Here is a 17,807-nt window from a genome sequence, read left to right on the forward strand (position 1 = left end):
CTTTCAGGCCCTCCCAGTACAGGAAAGTGGCTTTCCTGAACCGGGCTAGACCGAGAGCTCCGGGAGCATCCTCGAGCTGCGCCGCCGCCGCAGCCACACCTTGCGGACGCCTCCAGGGTAGAGCCGCACGCGCGAGAGCTCCCAGCCACCGAACTCGGCCTGGATCGCCAGTCGCACCGCCGCGGTCATCCGGGACACGTCACCGGGTAGCTGGACCGGGCGGTACTCCCAGTCCCCGTCGATCGAATCCTCCTCGACCATGCCGGTCGGGCCGCCTCGCTCCACCGGCTCACCTCCCGCCAGCTCGTCCGTCCGACACCCCACGTCGGGGTGAACACCGGGTGGAATTCCCCACACCATAGGCGTGGCCGCGATGCCGTGCCAGGTCCCGGCAGCGGTCATGCAGGCGCGCTCACGTCGTCCAGCGCCGAGCGGATCTCCGCGGGCAGCACCACCGACTCGGCGGCCAACGAGGCCGACAGCTGCGCGGCGTCCCGGGCCCCCACGACGGCGGCGGCGACCCCGGGCCGGTCGCGCACCCAGGCCAGAGCGACCGAGAGCGGGGAGGTGCCCAGCCCGTCGGCCGCCGTGAGCACCGCCTGCACGATCCGGGCCGAGCGCTCGTTGCGCCGCGCCTCCACGTAGGGCGCCAGCGTGGGCGACGCGGCGCGGGAGTCGGCCGGGGTGCCGTCGGCGTACTTGCCGGTGAGGACGCCGCGGCCGAGCGGCGCCCAGGCCATCAGCCCGACGCCGTGGTGCTGTGCGGCGGGGAGCAGTTCGGCCTCGACGTCCCGGGCCAGCAGCGAGTACTCCACCTGCGCCGACACCGGAACCGTGATGCTGCCCAGCGCGCGCCCGCGTTCCGCCACCGTGGCGAGCTGCCACCCCTTGGGCGCGACGAGCCCGCAGTAGCGCGCCTTCCCGGCCATCACGGCCACCTGCACCGCGGAGAGCGTCTCCTCCAGCGGGACGTCGGCGTCGAAGCCGGGCAGCTGCCACAGGTCCAGGTGGTCGATGCCGATGCGGGCGAGGGTGGCGTCGAGAGCCGCGAGCAGCGCGCCGCGGGCGGCACCGTCCCCGAGAGGGCCACCGGGCAGCGTCGCGCGGCCGGCGATGACCAGGTCGTCGCGCGGCACGGCGGAGGTGAGCACCTCACCCAGCGTCGCCTGGGCGGCGCCGTCGCCGTAGCCGTCGGCGGTCTCCACGAGGGTGCCGCCCGCGTCGACGAACGTGGCGAGCTGGGCGGCCGCGCCGTCGACATCGGTGTCGGCACCCCAGGTCATGGTGCCGAGGCCGATCTGCGACACCTCCAGTCCGCTGCCCCCGACCCGTCGCCGTCGCACGGGAAGAGCCTAAGCGGGCCGCTCGGAAGGGTGTCGGTACGGTCCCGCGCGTGACTTGGCTGGAAGTGCTCGTTCTCGGTGTTGTGCAAGGTTTGACGGAGTTCCTCCCGATCTCCTCGTCAGCCCACCTCAGGATCATCTCGGAGGTTTTCTTCGGGCGTGATGCCGGTGCCGCGTTCACGGCAGTGACGCAGCTGGGCACCGAGGCCGCCGTGATCGTCTACTTCGCCAAGGACATCGGTCACCTGGCCGTCACCTGGTTCCAGGGCCTGCGCGACCCGTCCGTCCGCAAGACCCCGGACTACCGGATGGCCTGGCTCGTGATCATCGGCACGATCCCGATCGGCCTGCTCGGGGTGCTCCTGGAGGACCAGATCCAGACCGCGGCCCGCAACCTCTGGCTGATCGCGACCACCCTCGTCGTCTTCGGGCTGCTGCTCGGCCTGGCCGAGCGGCTGGGCAAGCAGCGCTACGAGCTGAAGCACATGGGCGTGACGGACGGCGTGCTGCTCGGGTTCGCGCAGGCGATGGCGCTGGTCCCCGGCGTCTCCCGCTCCGGCGGCACGATCACCGCGGGGCTCTTCCTCGGCTACACCCGGCCCGCCGCTGTGCGCTACTCGTTCCTGCTCGCGATCCCGGCCGTCGTCGCGTCCGGCCTGTTCCAGCTCCCGGACGTGTTCTCCGGTGACGGCCCGAGCCCGCTGCAGATGACCGTGGCCACCGTCATCGCGTTCGTCATCGGCTACGTGACGATCGCCTGGCTGCTGCGCTATGTGGAGCGTCACAGCATCTACGTGTTCGTCTGGTACCGGGTGGTGCTGGGCGCGGTGTTGTTCGTCGCGCTGAGTGCCGGTTGGCTCGCAGCCACCTGAGAGCCGGCGGCTGTTCCACGTAGGCTCGCTGATCGTGACCACCCTGATCCTGCTCCGCCACGGCCGGTCGGCGGCCAACGCCGCCGGTGTCCTCGCCGGCCGCACCCCCGGCGTGGAGCTGGACGAGGTCGGCCAGACGCAGGCGCAGAAGATGGTCGACCGGCTGGCGGGCGTGCCGCTGGCGGAGATCGTCTGCTCGCCGATGGTGCGCTGCGAGCAGACGGTCGCGCCGCTGGCGAAGGACCGCGGGCTCACACCGGTGTCGGAGCCCGAGCTCGCGGAGGTCGACTACGGCTCGTGGACCGGGGCCGAGCTGAAGACGCTCTTCAAGGAGCCGTTGTGGAAGGTGGTGCAGGCGCACCCCTCCGCCGCGGTGTTCCCCGGCGGCGAGGGCCTCGCGGGGATGCAGGCCCGCGCGGTGGCCGCCGTACGCAGGCACGGGGCGCGCATCGCCGCCGAGCACGGGCCCACCGCGGTCTGGCTGGCCTGCACCCACGGTGACGTGATCAAGGCCGTGCTGGCCGACGCGCTGGCCACCCACCTGGACAACTTCCAGCGCATCGTCGTCGACCCGAGCTCGATCAGTGTCGTGCATTACACCGACACCCGCCCGTTCGTCGCGCGCGTGAACGACCTCGGCGGCGACGTGGCCGGGCTGATCCCGCCCAAGCCCAAGCGCCGGCGCAAAACGGCTTCCCGCAGCTCCGACGCGGTGGTGGGCGGGAGCACCGGCGGCTGACCCACGAGGACGTGCCGAGCGCGCCGACGTGGCCTACTCTCGATGTCGCCATGTCACGCGTCATCCATGTCTTCCGCCAGCCCGAGCGCTTCGTCGCCGGGACCGTTGGCGAACCCGGCGACCGCTCCTTCTACCTGCAGGCCATCGAGGACGCGCGCACCATCAGCGTCCTCCTGGAGAAACAGCAGGTGTCGGTACTCGCCGACCGCATCAGCGCGTTGCTCCAGGAGGTGGCTCGCCGCTTCGGCGACGAGGTACCCGACGAGGGCGGCGGCAACGACCTCGACCCGCTCGCGGTGCCGCTGGAGGAGGAGTTCCGCGTCGGCACCATGGGCCTGGGCTGGGACGCCGACTCCCGCTCCATCGTCGTCGAGCTGCTCGCCGTCACCGATGAGGAGATCGACGAGTCCGTCGTCCTCGACGACACCGAGGAGGGCCCTGACGCGCTCCGCGTGTTCCTCTCGCCGGTGCAGGCACGCGCGTTCGCCGACCGCGCCGAGCGGGTCGTGTCCGCCGGCCGGCCGCCGTGCCCCCTCTGCGCCGAGCCGCTCGACCCCGAGGGCCACGTGTGCGTGCGGCTCAACGGCTACCACGAGCGGTCCCCGGTAGCGGACTGACGAAGAGACCGACCTGACGCACGTGGAACCTCGTGACCCGGCTGTGCCGGAACTGCTCCGGCGAGGCCGGATAGAGATCACCGGACGACTCGTCGACGCCTCCAACGCCACCCTGTTCGGCACGATCACCAGCAACGGGCTCGAGGCGCAGTGCGTCTACAAGCCGGTGCGCGGCGAGCGTCCGCTCTGGGACTTCCCGGACGGCACGCTCGCCGGGCGCGAGGTGGCGACGTACCTGGTTTCCGAGGCCGCGGGGCTGCACGTCGTGCCGCCGACGGTGCTGCGCGAGGGCCCGTTCGGGCCGGGCATGGTGCAGATCTGGGTCGACACCGACGAGGAGCGCGAGCTCGTCGACGTGCGTGACCCGTCGGACGTGCCGGCGGGGTGGCTGAGGGTGCTGCGGGCCCGCGGCGACCGCGGCGAGCCCGCCGTGCTCGTGCACGCCGACAGCGCGGAGCTGCAGGCGATGGCGGCGTTCGACGTGGTCACCAACAACGCCGACCGCAAGGGCGGGCACGTCCTCGCGGGCGTCGACGGCAATGTCTACGGCGTCGACCACGGGCTCTGCCTGCACACCGAGGAGAAGCTCCGCACCGTGCTGTGGGGCTGGGTGGGCAAGCGGCTTCCCGACCGGGTGGTCGAGGCGATGGAGCGGCTGCGTTCCGAGCTCGACAACGGGCTCTCCGCCACGCTCGGCGAGCACATCACGCGCCGTGAGATGCGCACGCTGTCGGCGCGGGTGGACGCGTTGCTGGCCGACCCCTGCTACCCCGAGCCCTCCGGCTACGGCCCGGCCATCCCCTGGCCCGCCTTCTGACCACGCGTCCCGGGCCCCGTCAGCCGGGGTCCGATCGTGTCACTTCGCCCGGCTCCGGACCGCGTACGGGGACTAGCGTCGGGAACGCCCCGGACGGCGTTCACCGAGGAGTCATCGTGGATATCGGTCTCCACCTCGCAGACCTCACGTTTCCGGCGGGAGCCCCCGGGCTCGCCGACGACCTGACGCGGATCGTCATGACGGCCGAAGATGTCGGCTTCGCGCGCATCAGCGTCATGGACCACGTCTGGCAGATCGGGACGATCGGGCCGCCCGAGCACGACATGCTGGAGGCCTACACCACGCTGGGCTTCCTCGCGGCGCGCACGTCGCAGGTGCAGCTCCTGGCCTGGGTCACGGCCGCCACCTACCGGGAGCCCGGGATGCTGGCGAAGCTGGTCAGCACGGTCGACGTGCTCTCCGGCGGACGCGCCTGGCTCGGCATCGGTGCCGGCTGGAACGCCGAGGAGGCGCGTGGCCTCGGGCTGCCGTTCCCACCCACCGCCGAGCGGTTCGAGCGCCTGGAGGAGGCCCTGCAGATCTGCCTGCAGATGTGGGGTCCCGACGACGGCCCGTACGAGGGGCAGCACTACCGGCTCGAGCGGACGCTGAACGCCCCGCAGTCGCTGCGCCGCCCCCACCCGCCCATCCTGATCGGCGGCGGTGGGGAGCGGAAGACGCTGCGGATGGTCGCCCAGTACGCGCAGGCCTGCAACCTGTTCGCCAACGCCGACCTCGAGCACAAGCTCGACGTGCTGCGGGAGCACTGCGAGGCGCTCGGCCGCCCCTACGACGAGATCGAGAAGACGGTGATGTTCCCGCTCGACCCCGGGGAGAAGGGCGAGAACGTCGACGCGATCCTCGAGCAGCTCCACCGCTTCGCCGAGCTGGGCATCGGAGAGGTCCACGGCCGGGTCGCCCGGGTGTGGGAGCTGGAGCCGCTGAAGCTGCTCGGACGTGAGGTCGTGCCGATCGCGGCGCAGCTCTGACACCGCGTCGAGGACCGTTCACACCGCGTTCGCGTCCCGGACGGAATGCCGGGGCAGCGGGCATGGTCGTGGTGGTGGAGGCGACGAGCCGGGCAGTCCGCTCCGGCGGTACCGTCGCCCGGGGCTGAGTGAGGGAGAGCGATGACAGACGCGAAGAGCCGCATCGGGGTGACCGGGCTGGCCGTGATGGGGGCGAACCTGGCCCGCAACATCGCGCGGCGGGGCACACCGGTCGCTGTGCACAACCGGACATCGGCGCGCACCCGCGAGTTCATGGAGGCCTACGGCGACGAGGGCGCGTTCACGGCCACGGACAGCCTCGAGGACTTCGTGGCCGCCCTGGAGAAGCCCCGCCGCATCCTCGTCATGGTGAAGGCCGGTGCCCCGGTGGACGCGGTGATCGAGGAGATCTCCCCGCTGCTCGACGAGGGCGACATCATCATCGACGGCGGCAACTCGCACTTCCCCGACACGACCCGCCGCACGCGGGCCTGCGCGGAGCGCGGGCTGCGGTTCATGGGCGTCGGGGTGTCCGGCGGCGAGGAGGGCGCGCTCAACGGGCCGAGCATCATGCCCGGCGGCGACCCCGCGGCCTACGCCGAGGTCGAGGACATCTTCACCACCATCGCCGCGCAGGTGGACGACACCCCCTGCTGCGTGCACGTCGGGCCGGACGGCGCCGGGCACTACGTCAAGATGGTGCACAACGGCATCGAGTACGCCGACATCCAGCTCATCGCCGAGGCGTACGACCTGCTCACGCACGTGGCCGGGCTGGACGCCCCGGCGATCGGCAAGATCTTCGAGGAGTGGAACGCGGGCGACCTCGAGTCCTACCTCATCGAGATCACCGGCGAGGTCCTCCAGAAGACCGACGCGCGCACCGGCGGCCCTCTCGTCGACGTCATCGTCGACGAGGCCGAGCAGAAGGGCACCGGCCGCTGGACCTCGCAGGACGCCCTGGAGCTCGGCGTCCCGCTCACCGGCATCACCGAGGCCGTGTTCGCCCGCACGCTCTCCTCGCTGCGCAGCGAGCGCAAGGCGGCAGCCGGCACGCTGGCCGGGCCCGTCCCCGGCGCGGGGGAGGACCGGACCGACCTCGTCGAGGACATCCGCCAGGCGCTCTACGCCAGCAAGGTGGTGGCGTACGCGCAGGGCTTCGCGCAGATGCGCGCCGCGTCGAAGGCCAACGACTGGAACCTCGACCTCGGCGCCATGGCCACCATCTGGCGGGGTGGCTGCATCATCCGGGCCCGTTTCCTCAACCGGATCCGCGAGGCGTACGCCGAGCACGGCGACGTCGAGAACCTGCTGATGGTGCCGTACTTCACCGAGGCCGTGGCCGACGCGCAGGACGCGTGGCGGCGGGTCGTGGCCACCGCCACGCAGCAGGGCGTGGCGATCCCGGCGTTCTCGTCGTCGCTGTCGTACTACGACGGCTACCGCCGCGAGCGCGGCCCGGCCAACCTGATCCAGGGCCTGCGCGACTACTTCGGCGCCCACACCTACCGGCGCATCGACGCGGACGGCTCGTTCCACACCCGGTGGGGCCAGGACGGCGCCGAGGTGCGCACCGACGTCTGACGGCCCGCGAGTCGCCCGTTTCGAGTGCGCGAGTCGCCCGTTTCCTGCTGCGGGCGGCCAGGGTGACAGCGTTGTGGTCCCGTGTTGCTGTTCCAGGGCGGCCTGGCGCCGCGTCATGTGTCCATGACGCGGCTGGGGGGCGGGGCGTCAGCTCGCAGGCCTCCGGCGAGGACGCTCCGCGAGCGGGGCAGCCGCGCTCCGGAGCTCGTGCGGCGGCGGACACTCGCGTCCTGTTCGCCCCGGTTCTCCGTATCTGCGATCGAGAGACGGATTCTTGTCCGCAGTCGCGGATATCCTGGACGTCGTGAGTGCCTTCGAGTGTGACGCCCCTGCTGCGGTGGGCCGATGGGCCTGACACGGCGGCGGGCGGGCACCGGGGTGTTCGCGACCCCGCTCCCGTGGCTCGCGGCGCTGCTGGTGGCGTACCTGCTGGTGCCGATCGGGGCGTTCCTGGTGCGGCTGGCGGGGGCGTCCTCGGAGCAGCTGACCGTGCCCGGCATCGTCGACGCCCTGGGCGTCTCCCTGGTGAGCGCCAGCATCGCCACGGTGGCCATCGCCGTGGCCGGGATCCCGTTGGGCTACCTGCTCGCGCGGGCCCACGGCCGCGCCGCCGAGCTGCTCGGCGTGGCGGTGCAGCTGCCGCTGGCGCTCCCACCGCTGATCAGCGGCCTGCTGCTGGTGTACGTCATCGGGCCCTACACCTCGCTCGGGCAGCTGTTCGACGGCCAGCTGACCGACGACCTCACCGGGGTGGTGCTGGCGCAGATCTTCGTGGCGGCCCCGTTCCTGATCATCGCCGCCCGCTCGGCGTTCGCGGCACTGGATCCCGAGCTGGCCGACGTGGCCGCCACCCTCGGGCACGGCCCCTGGTCGCGGTTCGCGCGGGTCGCCCTGCCGGGTGCCTGGGCGGGCATCCGGGCGGGGCTGCTGCTGGCCTGGCTGCGCGCCTTCGGGGAGTTCGGGGCCACGGTGGTGCTCGCCTACCACCCGTACTCACTGCCGGTGTTCACCTACGTCGAGTTCGGCAGCTCCGGGGTGGACACGACCATGGTCCCGGTCGCGGCTGCGCTGCTCGCCGCCGTTCTCGTGCTGGCTCTGAGCGGTGGAGCGGGACGGCGGCACCGCCGCCGTGCGGCGCGGATGACGCTCCCGGCGCCGCAGCCTCCGAGCGCCCGGCCGCCCGCCCACCTGGGATTCGATGTCGACGCCCGGCTGGGCGCGTTCCAACTCCGGGTGGGCCACACCGCTCAGGGCAGGCACCTGGCCGTGCTCGGGCCGTCCGGAGCCGGGAAGTCGTTGCTGCTCAAGCTGCTGGCCGGACTGGCGCCGCTGGACGGGGGGAGCGTGCGGCTCGGTGGGCTCGACCTGACGGGGCTCGACCCCGAGTCCCGCGACGTCGGCTACGTGCCGCAGGACTCCTGCCTGCTCCCGCACCTGCCCGTGTGGCGTCAGGTGACCTTCGGCGTCGGCACCGATCCGGCGGTGGCCGCCCACTGGCTCACCCGCCTGCAGCTCGACGGTCTGGAGGACCGGCTGCCCCACCAGCTGTCCGGAGGCCAGCGCCGCCGGGTGGCGCTGGCGAGGGCGCTGGCCCGGCAACCGCGGCTGCTGCTGCTCGACGAACCCTTCACGGGGCTGGACACGCCGGTGCGCGACGAGCTTCGGCGGGAGCTGCGGCGCGTGCAGCGCGACACGGCGGTCACCACGGTGCTCGTCACCCACGACCCCGAGGAGGCCGCGCTGCTCGCCGACGAGGTCCTGCTCGTCGCCGACGGAGCACTGTTGCAGGGCGGCGGTCAGCCCGAGGTCTTCTCCCGTCCGGCAGGCCCGGCGGCCGCGCGTCTGCTGGGCATCCGCAACCTGCACACGGGACGGATGCGCGACAGCGACACGCTCGAGGCCGCCGGCTCGCTCATCGCGGCCGGTCCCGTCGGAGCTCCGGCCGGGTCCGAGGTGGCGTGGTGCATCCGGCCGGAACACGTGGAGCTCGACCCGGCACCGCCCCACACCGGCGAGGAGCACTCGGCAACGATCGTCGACGTCGTCCACATGGGCGCGGTCGCCGAGTTGCTGGTCGTCCTCGACGGAGGGTGCGAGCTCACCGTCGTCACCGCCGACGACGGGACGGCGACGGTCGGCGCGCGGTGCCGGGTGCGGCTCCCCCCGGAACGGCTCATCGTGTGGCCGGTTCCCGCGCGCCCCGGTAACCCGGAGCCCGCGGTCGCGGCCAGGGCGTGACGCCGCGCCTCAGGGGGCCGGGATCAGCGGGTGCAGCCCTGCGGGGACCGCGCCCTTGTCGCCGGACACCGCAGGCGGCGACGTCACCTGGAACCCGTCGGCCGTGAGCGTCGAGGAGCCGTCGTGGCCGAGCAGGTAGTTGACGAACGCGACCGCTCCGGCCCGGTTCGGCGCCTGGTTGAGCACGGTGACCGTGTAGGCGGCCCCCAGCGACACCGGGGGGATCGTGATCGTCGGGATCTTGTCCGGGGCGGCCTCGGCCGAGTAGAAGAACCCGGCGTCGAGCTGACCGGACTGCAACCGCCCGATGAGCTCCGTCTCGGGGAACACCCCCGACTGGTCCGAGGCCAGGCTCGTCAGCCCCACCTGGTTGAGCGCCTGCACCGCCAGCTTCCCCTTCGGGTCCGTGGTGGGGTCGGTGCGGCCCAACCGGAACCCCGGCTCGGCCAGCACCTGCTGCCACGGTTTCGACGTGAGGTCCGCGGCGAAGCGGCTCTTCGGGCTGTACCCGATCACGAGCGGGGACGACGCGAACGTCGCGAACCACGACTCCGCGTTGCCACCCGCCGCCCCTTGCAGCGTCGAGTTGGTCTGCGGGCTCGCGCTGATGAACACGTCGGCCTGCTTGACCTTGCCCTTGATCTCGTTGGCCAGCGCGTCGGACCCGCCGCCCTCACCCTGGAACCGGTAGCCCTCGGCGGCGGTGAACTTCGGTCCGATGTCGTGCTCCATCAGGTTCACCAGTGAGCCCGCGTAGAGCACGCGCACCGGTTGCCCGGCGGCGGCGCCGGGGGTCGGGCCTGCCGTGCTCGGGTTGGTGCTCGGGCTCGAACATGCCGCCAGTGCCACTCCGGCCGCCGCCAGGGCACCCACCACTCGCCACGACCTCATCAGATCCTCCGGCTCGTTCCTACCGCGGCGCGGACTCGCCGCGGAACCATCACCTTATGCTCCGCAGCTGCGGAATGGATTGCGTCCAAGAACCGCACTCAAGGGGAAGAATCGGAGGCTATGTCCGAACCTGCCGTTCTCTTCCCGTCGGGTCCTCGGGCAACTCGAACAGGTCGGCCGACTACGGCAAATCTGGAAGTGCCAGGTCAGGGACCCGTACTGTGCGGCTGATGGCGGGTGTGACGGGCGCGTGGTGGCCAGGGGAGGTCCTGGCCGCCCGTGGGGCCGGTGGTTCGCCTCGGGTCCGGATCCCGCACCTCGCCGCACTGCTGGCCGTGCTCGCCGCGCTGGCGGCCTGCGCCGGGTCGGCGCCCGCGGCACCCCCGCCACCCGCAGCTCCGCCGTCGGTCGACGGGCTACCCGGGATGCCGCCCGTGACCGATCCACACAACGTCTACGCCGCCACCGGGCCGACGATGCTCTCCGAACCCGCGAAGGCCGCCGTGCCCCGGGTGTACGTGCCCCACACGAAGACCGGCGAGGTCTGGGTGATCGACCCCGCCACCTTCACCGTGGTCGGCCGACACCGCCTGGGGGGCGAGCTGCAGCACGTGGTGCCGTCCTACGACATGACCACGCTCTACGCCACCGACGACACCGGGTACCGGGTGACGCCCTTCGACCCGACGACGGGTGAGCCTGGCCCGAGCATCCCGGTGACCGACCCGTACAACATGTACTTCACGCCGGACGGGCGCTCGGCCATCTCCGTGGCCGAGGCGCGGCGGGAGCTGGTGTTCTACGACCCGCACACCTGGCAGCAGCAGGACGTCCTGCCGACGCCCGACTGCGCGGGCATCGACCACGCCGACTTCACCGCCGACGGGCGCACGGCCGTGTTCAGCTGCGAGTTCGCCGGACGGGTCGCGGTGGTCGACGTGGCGTCACACCGCCTGCTGCGCATGATCGACATGCCGGTGCGGAACACGACGATGGGTCCGCAGGACGTCAAGCTCGCCCCGGACGGCTCGGTGTTCTACATCGCGGACAGCGAGCAGAACGGGCTCTGGGTGCTCGACGGCGCGGCCACCACCGTGCTGCGCCAGATCCCGACCGGGCACGGCGCGCACGGGCTCTACCTGTCCCGCGACGCCAAGCGGCTCTTCGTCACCAACCGGCACGCGGGCAGCGTGAGCGTGCTGGACGCCTACACCGGCGCTGTGCTCACGACCTGGCCGATCCCCGGGGGCGGCAGCCCCGACATGGGCAACATCACCGCCGACGGCACCCAGCTGTGGCTGTCGGGCCGCTACGACAGCGCGGTCTACGTCCTCGACACCACCGACGGGCGCCTCATCCACAAGTTCGACGTGGGCGAGGGGCCGCACGGGCTGTGCGTGTGGCCGCAGCCGGGCCGCTACTCGCTCGGCCACACCGGCATCATGCGGTGAGCGGCTCCCGCGGTCTTCGCGGGGCGACCCGCTGCGTACCGGCGTCGATCATCCGGTGCGCCACCGGCCCAGGGCTCTTGGCCAGCGCGATGGCCGGACGCGCCTGCGGAGCGGTCGCGGCCAAGCCGTGGTGGGTTTTGCCACCTTCCCGTTGGTCGGGTGCCCGGCCGACTGCCGGCGACCTCGGAGCTTGCGAAGCGGCTTCGGGTGTCCTCGCGGACGATCCAGCGGTGGCGCAACGAGGGCTGGATCAAGCCGGAGTGGACCACGATCGGTGGCCAGGCCAGGTGGATCGAGGAGGACGTCCGGGAGCAGGTTCGGCAGTACCAGGAGCAGATCGAGGCTGAGCAGGATGGCGGCTAGGTGTAGTGCCCAGGCGGGTTGTTGACGCGGCTGTTGAGTGGGTGGCCGCGGTGGGCTTTCTCGTCGGGTGGATCGCGGCGTAGGCCAGGCGGGTGTGGTCGTCGATGGCGCGTGGACGGAGTTGAACCCGGCCCGTGGGCTGGTGCGGGTGTGGCGGGACTGGTAGCTGTCGCGGCCGTGCGCCCGCCGGCGCTGCCGTCGCGGAGCCGGCCGAGCTTCTTCACGTCCACGTGCACCGGCTCGCCCGGGCGGGGGGCGTTCGCCGCGGCGGATCACCGCTGGGGCGGTCGAGCCAGGCCGGCCGGGCGAGTCCGGGGCGAGTCGGCCGGCATGCATTGTGGAGGCCGCCGGACGACCAGTGGGCCGACGCGGGCCGGGCGTGTGTGCGCTCCACTCGCACTGTCACGATCTGCCGCGCCGCCGCGGGCGGCGCGCGGTAGGAGAGGGGGCGTGCGCGACCGGAGCGGTCGGTGATTCCGGGCGCTGAACGGCTGTTGACCTGCGACGACGAACATCGAATCGAACATGTGTTCGAGTATGATGGTGGGGTGTCGGACAGCCCGCTCACCACCGCGCATCGCCTCCTGGTCGAGGCGATCGACGCGCTGTCCGCGGCTGCTGAGACCGGCGCTGCCACCGATGACGAGCTGCTGTCGGCGCTCACCTTGTGCGAGGGCACGAGCAGGCGGTTGGACCGGGTCGTGGTCGCCACTGTGGCGGCTTTGGAGCGGCGGGGCACGTTCGCCGAGCGGGGCTACACGTCCACTCCGGCGGCGTTGGGGGATCTGCTGGGGTGGGAGCGGTTCGAGGCGCGGCAGCGGGTGGTCGCTGCCGAGCAGGTGTGCCCGCGGGTCGGGCTCGATGGCACCGTGTTGCCCGCGCGGCTGGGCGCCACGGCGGGGGTGTTCGCGGCCGGGCAGACGGGTTTGCGGCACGTCGCGGTGATCGCCCGCGTGTTGGCGAGCCCGGCCGCGGAGCGGCTCAGCCCGCAGGTGTGGGCTGGTGCGGAAGCCCAGCTCGCCGACAAAGCCGCCGTCTATACGCCGTCGGAGCTGCAGGCCTGGGGTGTCGCGCTGGTCGAGGCCCTTGATGAGGACGGGCCCGAGCCTGATGACCGGCCACCCGCTCTCGTGAACGAGTTGCACCTGATTCGCCACCGCGGCAAGTCCGGCGGCACCCTGAAGGGCCAGTTCGATGACGCGGCGATGTTCGATGCCATCGCGACCGTGATCGACGCCCACGCCCGCCCGGTCACCGCCGAGGAGCACCGCAGTCTCGCCCAGCGCCAGGCCGAGGCGCTGGCCGATGTGTGTGGGTATGTGCTCGACCACGGTGATGTGCCCGAGTGCGGCGGGCGGCGCCCGCACCTGAGCGTGTTGGTCCGGCTGGAGGACCTGGAGAACCGGGCCCGCGCCGCCTGCCTGGACTTCGGTGGCACCCTGAGCCCGCAATCACTGCGGATGCTGGCCTGCGATGCCGCGGTCGTCCCGGTCGTGTTGAACGGGAAAGGCCAACCCCTCGATGTCGGGCGGGTCACCCGGACCATTCCCGATGGTCTGCGCCGCGCGATCGCCGCGCGCGATCGTGGCTGCGCCGGGTGTGGGCGGCCGCCGTCGTGGTGCGAGGTCCACCACATCACGCCCTGGCAGGACGGTGGTGACACGGCCCTGCACAACTGCGTGATGTTGTGCCGGGCGTGCCATCGCCTGCAGCACCATTCCGACTGGGAAGTCCGCATCCGCGACGGGTTGCCCGAGCTGATCCCGCCCGCCTGGATCGACCCGGAGCGAAGACCCCGCCGACAACCACTCCTGCACCTCGCCGCATAAGAGGGGCGCGCAGATGGCGCGGTCGGCAGGGCCCCTGTGATCGCTGGGGAGACCTGTCCCCGCGCTGCGACCCTGGTCGGCCGAACCGCGCTGGCGCCGATTCGCGGCCGTGCTGTCGTGAGCATCGACAACTCACACCTCGCCCGAGGGTCTCCCCATGTTCACGCCGACGCCGTCAACAACGCTCATGGGCATTACAGCCAGGCGCGCCGCGGCTCAGCTGAGTCGGATGGCCGACACTGATGGGCCGGCCACGTTCATGCCCGGCCGGCTTCGGGCGCATGAGGCTGCGCCGTTCACGCGGTGAGCGGCTCCCGCAGCAACGCCACCACCTCGCGGGCGGCTGCGCGGCCCGCCCGGTTGGCCCCGATCGTGCTCGCGCTGGGGCCGTAGCCGACCAGGTGGATCCGCGGGTCGGCCCGCACGCGGGTGCCGTCGACCCCGATGCCGCCGCCCGGTCCGCGCAGGCGCAGCGGGGTGAGGTGCCCGAGCGCGGCCCGCCACCCGGTGGCCCACAGGATCACGTCGGCCGGTGCGGTGGAGCCGTCGGCCCACGCCACCCCGTCCGGGGTGATCCGCTCGAACATGGGCAGCCGGCGCAGCACCCCCGACTCCTGGGCGGCCCGCACCTGCGGGGTGAGCATCAGCCCGGTCACGCCGACGACGCTCTGCGGGGGCAGGCCGGCCCGCACCCGCTCCTCCACGCGCGCCACCGCCGCGCGTCCCGCGTCCTCGTCGAACGGTCCCTCGTGGAAGTGCGGGGGCCGCCTCGTCACCCACGTCGTGGCCGCCGCGACGCCGGCGATCTCCATCAGCAGCTGCACGGCGGACGTCCCGCCGCCGACCACCACCACCCGCAGTCCGGCGAACTCGGCAGGCCCGCGGTACTCGGCCGGATGCAGCTGGCGCCCGAGGAAACGCTCCTGGCCGGGGTAGCGGGGACGGAAGGGGTGGGTCCAGGTGCCGGTCGCGTTGATGAGCGCGCGGGTGGTCCACGTGCCGGAGCCGGTCTCGACGAGCAGGTCGGGCGCGGCGTCCCGGACGGCCGTGACGCGCACCGGACGGCGTACCTGCAGGTCGAAGGTGCGCTCGTACTCGTCGAAGTACGCAGGCACCACCTCGGCCGCCGGCCGCGACGGGTCGGTGGGCGCGAACGGCAGACCGGGCAGGTCGTTGATCCGGTGGGTCGTGTCGACGCGCAGGGTCGGCCAGCGGTGGCGCCACGCCCCACCGGGGCCGTCCTCGCCGTCGAGCACCACGAAACCCGCACCCGGCTCGAGCCCGGCCCGGCGCAGCCCGTACGCCGCCGCCAACCCGGCCTGGCCGGCTCCGATCACGACGACGTCAGTGCGCACGATCGTGGAACGCCGGGCGGCCCGCCGAGCTTCCGCTCCGCCGGGCTACCGCGGGGTCAGGGCGCCGCCGGGACGGGACGGCGGGGGAGCGGGGCGGCTCCGAACCGCTGCACCCACCCCGTCAGGTCCGTGGCGGTGACGTTCCCGCCGCAGACCACCAGCCCGAGCCGGACGTCCGGGCCGACCCGGTCGAGCACGCGCTGGGCGGCCGGGAGCAGGCAGCCTGCCGCGGGCTCGGCCCAGACCTTCGCCTCCTCGGCGAGGGCGAGGGTGCCGGCCACGGCGTCGGCGTCGGAGACGACGATGACGTCCTCGACGAGGGCCTGCACGTGGTCGAGCGTCAGCTGCGACACGTACGGCGCGCTGAGCGTGGTGACGATCGAGGTCGGCGTGAACCCGGTCGGGTCACCGGCGGCGAGGGCGCGGGTCATCGCGTCGGCGCCCTCGGTCTCGACGCCCCAGACCCGGACCCCGGGCACGAGGGCGCGCATCGCCGCGGCCACGCCGGCGATCAGGGCACCCCCACCGATGCTGACCAGCACGTCGGTGACGTCGGGCGCGTCGGCGGCGAACTCCAGGCCGACGGTGCCCTGGGCGGCGAGCACGATCGGGTCGTCGAACGGGTGGACGAGGGTGAGCCCGCTGGCCACGAGCTCGTCGAGCAGTGCGAAGGCGCCCCCCATGTCGGGGGTGAGCCGCACCGTCGCGCCGGACGCGCGGCAGGCGGCGATCGAGCGCTGTGGCGCCGCCTCCGGCATGACGACGGTGGCCGCGATGTCCAGCGAACCGGCGGCGTCGGCCAGCGCGAGTCCGTGGTTGCCGCCGCTGACCGCCACGACACCGGCCGCGCGCTCCGCGGGGGTCAGTCCGAGCAGCTTGTGGAAGGCGCCGCGCGGCTTGAACGAGCCGGACCGCTGGAGTAGCTCCAGCTTGAGGGTGACGGGCACGCCGAGGTGCGCGGCGAGGCCAGGGCTCGCGACCGTGGGCGTACGCAGGACGTATCCCGCGATCCGCTCCGCTGCTGCGGTGATGTCGTCGATGGTGATCAGGTCGCTCACCGCTTCACGCTAACCCGGCAGTGGAGTCACGGGGATGGCGGATCGGCCGCGGGGGTGGTGGGGTGTGCGCGTGCTACGCGCGTCGCGGATGGGGCTGCTGAGCACCCGGTACGAGATCGCCCAGGACGGCACGCCGCTCTGCGTCTGGAAGCCGTCGGCGTTCATCGGCGGGGGTTCCTTCGTGCTCGACGGCTGCCGCTACGACGTGGCCCGCGGCGGGTGGTCGTGGCGCCGGTTCCGGTTGGTCGACGAGCGCGGCGAGCTCGTCGCGCTGGCCGACGGGGTGGGCCGGGCGGAGTGGACGCTCGACACCGACGGCGTCACGCACGCCTTCGAGCGTCCGTCGCTGATCCGCCACGAACACGTGCTGACGGTGGCCGGCAGTCCGGTCGGAAGGGTGCGCCGGGTCAGCGCGTGGCGGGGCGAGGCGGAGGCGGACCTGCCCGGACTGCCGGTGCCCGTGCAGGTGTTCGTGCTGGTCAGCCTGCTGGGCGTGTGGGACGAGGACTAGTACGGCAACGGTCGGGGCCGCCGCACACGGTGAGCGGGTCCATGACGGGACCGCCTGCGACGACCCCGACCCGCGCTCACGTCAGGTGCCGGGCGAAGAACCGGTTCCCCTCGTCCCCCTCGAACTGCGGGACGCCGGTGTGCCCGCCCATGTTGGCGTGCAGCGTCTTCTCCGTGGAGCCGAAGGCGTCGAACAGGTCCAGGGCCATCTGCCGGTCGTTGCCTTCGTCGTCCCACTGCAGGAGGACCTGCAGCGGAATGGTGACCTGCCGGGCCTCCTCGAACAGGGCGCGGGGCACGAAGCTCCCGGCGAACAGAACGGCGGCCGAGATGCGCGGCTCGACCACCGCTAGCCGGACGCCGATGGAGATCACCCCGCCCGCGTACCCGACCGGGCCGCCGATCCCGGGCAGCGAGAGGAGGGCGTCCAGGGCGGCCCGCCATTCCGGGACCGCCTTGTCGACCAGTGGGAGGACGAGGCGGTCGACGATCCCGTCGTCGACCGGCGCGCCGGCCTCCAGCGCCCGGCGCAGGTCGGCGCGGGCCTCCTCGGCGGCGGCGGAACGGGGCCGGTCACCGCTCCAGGGGAGCTCGATGGTGGCCGCGGCGAAGCCCGCCGCCGCGGAGTGCCGGGCCCGGGCAACCAGCCGGGGGTACATCCTGTGCAGTCCGCCGGGGTGGCCGAGCAGGATCAGCGGGGCCGGTGCGGACGCGGATCCGGGCGTCCACAGGATGCCGGGGATCTCGCCGAGGGTGAACCTGCGTTCGAGGACGCCGTCGTCGAGGCGCTGATCGGAGGTGAATCGCATGGTCGTGCCTTTCGGGAGTGCTCGTGAACGGCGCTCCCGGACGACCTATCGCCCGACCGTGACCCCGGAGGGGAGCACCCATGTCGATACTGCGTTCACGGGTACCACCTCCTCGATCTCTCGCACGGCCGCCGGCAAGGTAGCAGTGGTCGCCGTGGCCCGCCATCGGGTTTCGCGCCAGCGCCTCGAGGCCGAGGCCGGGCAGCCGCGTCGCACCCGATAATTGCGATGGGATGATTCGACGAGAATATCCATTCCGCCCACTCTGTGATCAATTCTTGGGCGGGGATCCGGCTGGTGGAGCGGGATATTCCCGGTACCGTCGGACGCAGGTCGCGAGGG

The 17,807-nt window shown here is 72.7% G+C and carries 18 protein-coding genes; 11 read left to right on the forward strand and 7 right to left on the reverse strand.

Annotated features, from left to right (window positions below):
- Window positions 1-45 precede the first annotated feature (45 nt).
- Both ACQPZA_RS07480 and ACQPZA_RS07485 read right to left on the reverse strand, forming a co-directional pair.
- Window positions 46-261, reverse strand: a complete 216-nt coding sequence (locus tag ACQPZA_RS07480) for a DUF5703 family protein (RefSeq protein ID WP_169395897.1) — start codon at window positions 259-261, stop codon at window positions 46-48.
- 137 nt (window positions 262-398) lie between these two features.
- Window positions 399-1,343, reverse strand: coding sequence for an aldo/keto reductase (locus tag ACQPZA_RS07485; protein ID WP_169395854.1), 945 nt, complete (start codon window positions 1,341-1,343; stop codon window positions 399-401).
- A gap of 50 nt (window positions 1,344-1,393) precedes the next feature.
- Between ACQPZA_RS07485 and ACQPZA_RS07490 the strand changes: the two genes are divergently transcribed.
- From ACQPZA_RS07490 to ACQPZA_RS07520, 7 genes are all read left to right on the forward strand, one after another.
- Window positions 1,394-2,215, forward strand: a complete 822-nt coding sequence (locus tag ACQPZA_RS07490; RefSeq protein WP_433279558.1) for an undecaprenyl-diphosphate phosphatase — start codon at window positions 1,394-1,396, stop codon at window positions 2,213-2,215.
- Between the two features lie 34 nt (window positions 2,216-2,249).
- Entirely contained in the window at window positions 2,250-2,954 is a 705-nt protein-coding gene (locus ACQPZA_RS07495; RefSeq protein WP_433279560.1) for a histidine phosphatase family protein, read from the forward strand.
- A gap of 50 nt (window positions 2,955-3,004) precedes the next feature.
- Window positions 3,005-3,571: a DUF3090 domain-containing protein gene (locus ACQPZA_RS07500; RefSeq protein WP_169395851.1), complete on the forward strand. Its 567-nt coding sequence runs from the start codon at window positions 3,005-3,007 to the stop codon at window positions 3,569-3,571.
- Window positions 3,572-3,593: 22 nt separating this feature from the next.
- On the forward strand, window positions 3,594-4,388 hold the full coding sequence (locus tag ACQPZA_RS07505; protein ID WP_433279562.1) for an SCO1664 family protein: 795 nt from the start codon (window positions 3,594-3,596) through the stop codon (window positions 4,386-4,388).
- Between the two features lie 116 nt (window positions 4,389-4,504).
- Complete coding sequence (locus ACQPZA_RS07510) at window positions 4,505-5,377, forward strand: LLM class F420-dependent oxidoreductase (RefSeq protein WP_433279564.1); 873 nt, start codon at window positions 4,505-4,507, stop codon at window positions 5,375-5,377.
- Window positions 5,378-5,518: 141 nt separating this feature from the next.
- Window positions 5,519-6,961 (forward strand): NADP-dependent phosphogluconate dehydrogenase, encoded by a 1,443-nt coding sequence (gene gndA / locus ACQPZA_RS07515; RefSeq protein ID WP_433279566.1) that lies wholly within the window; start codon window positions 5,519-5,521, stop codon window positions 6,959-6,961.
- Window positions 6,962-7,306: 345 nt separating this feature from the next.
- Entirely contained in the window at window positions 7,307-9,199 is a 1,893-nt protein-coding gene (locus ACQPZA_RS07520; RefSeq protein WP_433279568.1) for an ABC transporter ATP-binding protein/permease, read from the forward strand.
- A gap of 9 nt (window positions 9,200-9,208) precedes the next feature.
- Here ACQPZA_RS07520 and ACQPZA_RS07525 read toward each other — a convergent pair whose 3' ends face one another.
- Window positions 9,209-10,090 carry an extracellular solute-binding protein gene (locus ACQPZA_RS07525; protein WP_433279570.1) on the reverse strand — a complete coding sequence of 294 codons (882 nt, stop codon included), beginning with the start codon at window positions 10,088-10,090 and terminating at the stop codon, window positions 9,209-9,211.
- A gap of 230 nt (window positions 10,091-10,320) precedes the next feature.
- Here ACQPZA_RS07525 and ACQPZA_RS07530 point away from each other — a divergent pair, with 230 nt between their 5' ends.
- Window positions 10,321-11,541 (forward strand): YncE family protein, encoded by a 1,221-nt coding sequence (locus ACQPZA_RS07530; RefSeq protein ID WP_433279572.1) that lies wholly within the window; start codon window positions 10,321-10,323, stop codon window positions 11,539-11,541.
- Here ACQPZA_RS07530 and ACQPZA_RS07535 read toward each other — a convergent pair.
- Entirely contained in the window at window positions 11,531-11,665 is a 135-nt protein-coding gene (locus tag ACQPZA_RS07535; protein WP_433279574.1) for a hypothetical protein, read from the reverse strand. The genes ACQPZA_RS07530 and ACQPZA_RS07535 overlap by 11 nt on opposite strands.
- A gap of 35 nt (window positions 11,666-11,700) precedes the next feature.
- Between ACQPZA_RS07535 and ACQPZA_RS07540 the strand changes: the two genes are divergently transcribed.
- Both ACQPZA_RS07540 and ACQPZA_RS07545 read left to right on the forward strand, forming a co-directional pair.
- On the forward strand, window positions 11,701-11,904 hold the full coding sequence (locus ACQPZA_RS07540; protein ID WP_433279576.1) for a helix-turn-helix domain-containing protein: 204 nt from the start codon (window positions 11,701-11,703) through the stop codon (window positions 11,902-11,904).
- A gap of 470 nt (window positions 11,905-12,374) precedes the next feature.
- Window positions 12,375-13,733, forward strand: a complete 1,359-nt coding sequence (locus ACQPZA_RS07545; protein WP_433279578.1) for a DUF222 domain-containing protein — start codon at window positions 12,375-12,377, stop codon at window positions 13,731-13,733.
- A gap of 296 nt (window positions 13,734-14,029) precedes the next feature.
- Here the strand turns inward: ACQPZA_RS07545 and ACQPZA_RS07550 are convergent, their stop codons facing one another.
- A complete protein-coding gene (locus ACQPZA_RS07550) occupies window positions 14,030-15,091 on the reverse strand; it encodes an NAD(P)-binding domain-containing protein (RefSeq protein WP_433282711.1) in 1,062 nt (353 codons plus the stop codon).
- Window positions 15,092-15,144: 53 nt separating this feature from the next.
- The gene (locus ACQPZA_RS07555; protein ID WP_433279580.1) at window positions 15,145-16,146 is read right to left on the reverse strand and encodes a threonine ammonia-lyase; all 1,002 of its coding nucleotides are present in this window, start codon (window positions 16,144-16,146) and stop codon (window positions 15,145-15,147) included.
- Window positions 16,147-16,180: 34 nt separating this feature from the next.
- On the opposite strand from ACQPZA_RS07555, the gene ACQPZA_RS07560 reads away from it, so the two are divergent.
- On the forward strand, window positions 16,181-16,657 hold the full coding sequence (locus ACQPZA_RS07560; RefSeq protein WP_433279582.1) for a hypothetical protein: 477 nt from the start codon (window positions 16,181-16,183) through the stop codon (window positions 16,655-16,657).
- A gap of 76 nt (window positions 16,658-16,733) precedes the next feature.
- On the opposite strand, the gene ACQPZA_RS07565 is transcribed toward ACQPZA_RS07560, so the two are convergent.
- Entirely contained in the window at window positions 16,734-17,465 is a 732-nt protein-coding gene (locus tag ACQPZA_RS07565; protein ID WP_433279584.1) for an alpha/beta hydrolase, read from the reverse strand.
- Between the last annotated feature and the right edge of the window lie 342 nt (window positions 17,466-17,807).

Source organism: Pseudonocardia xinjiangensis (genome assembly GCF_050948425.1).
Lineage (GTDB): Bacteria > Actinomycetota > Actinomycetes > Mycobacteriales > Pseudonocardiaceae > Pseudonocardia > Pseudonocardia xinjiangensis.

Coding starts and splice junctions, on each gene's coding strand:
- ACQPZA_RS07480 (WP_169395897.1), bottom strand. CDS start 261: ATGGTCGAGGAGGATTCGATCGACGGGGACTGGGAGTACCGCCCGGTC.
- ACQPZA_RS07500 (WP_169395851.1), top strand. CDS start 3,005: ATGTCACGCGTCATCCATGTCTTCCGCCAGCCCGAGCGCTTCGTCGCC.
- gndA (WP_433279566.1), top strand. CDS start 5,519: ATGACAGACGCGAAGAGCCGCATCGGGGTGACCGGGCTGGCCGTGATG.
- ACQPZA_RS07520 (WP_433279568.1), top strand. CDS start 7,307: ATGGGCCTGACACGGCGGCGGGCGGGCACCGGGGTGTTCGCGACCCCG.
- ACQPZA_RS07525 (WP_433279570.1), bottom strand. CDS start 10,090: ATGAGGTCGTGGCGAGTGGTGGGTGCCCTGGCGGCGGCCGGAGTGGCA.
- ACQPZA_RS07530 (WP_433279572.1), top strand. CDS start 10,321: ATGGCGGGTGTGACGGGCGCGTGGTGGCCAGGGGAGGTCCTGGCCGCC.
- ACQPZA_RS07560 (WP_433279582.1), top strand. CDS start 16,181: ATGGCGGATCGGCCGCGGGGGTGGTGGGGTGTGCGCGTGCTACGCGCG.
- ACQPZA_RS07565 (WP_433279584.1), bottom strand. CDS start 17,465: ATGCGATTCACCTCCGATCAGCGCCTCGACGACGGCGTCCTCGAACGC.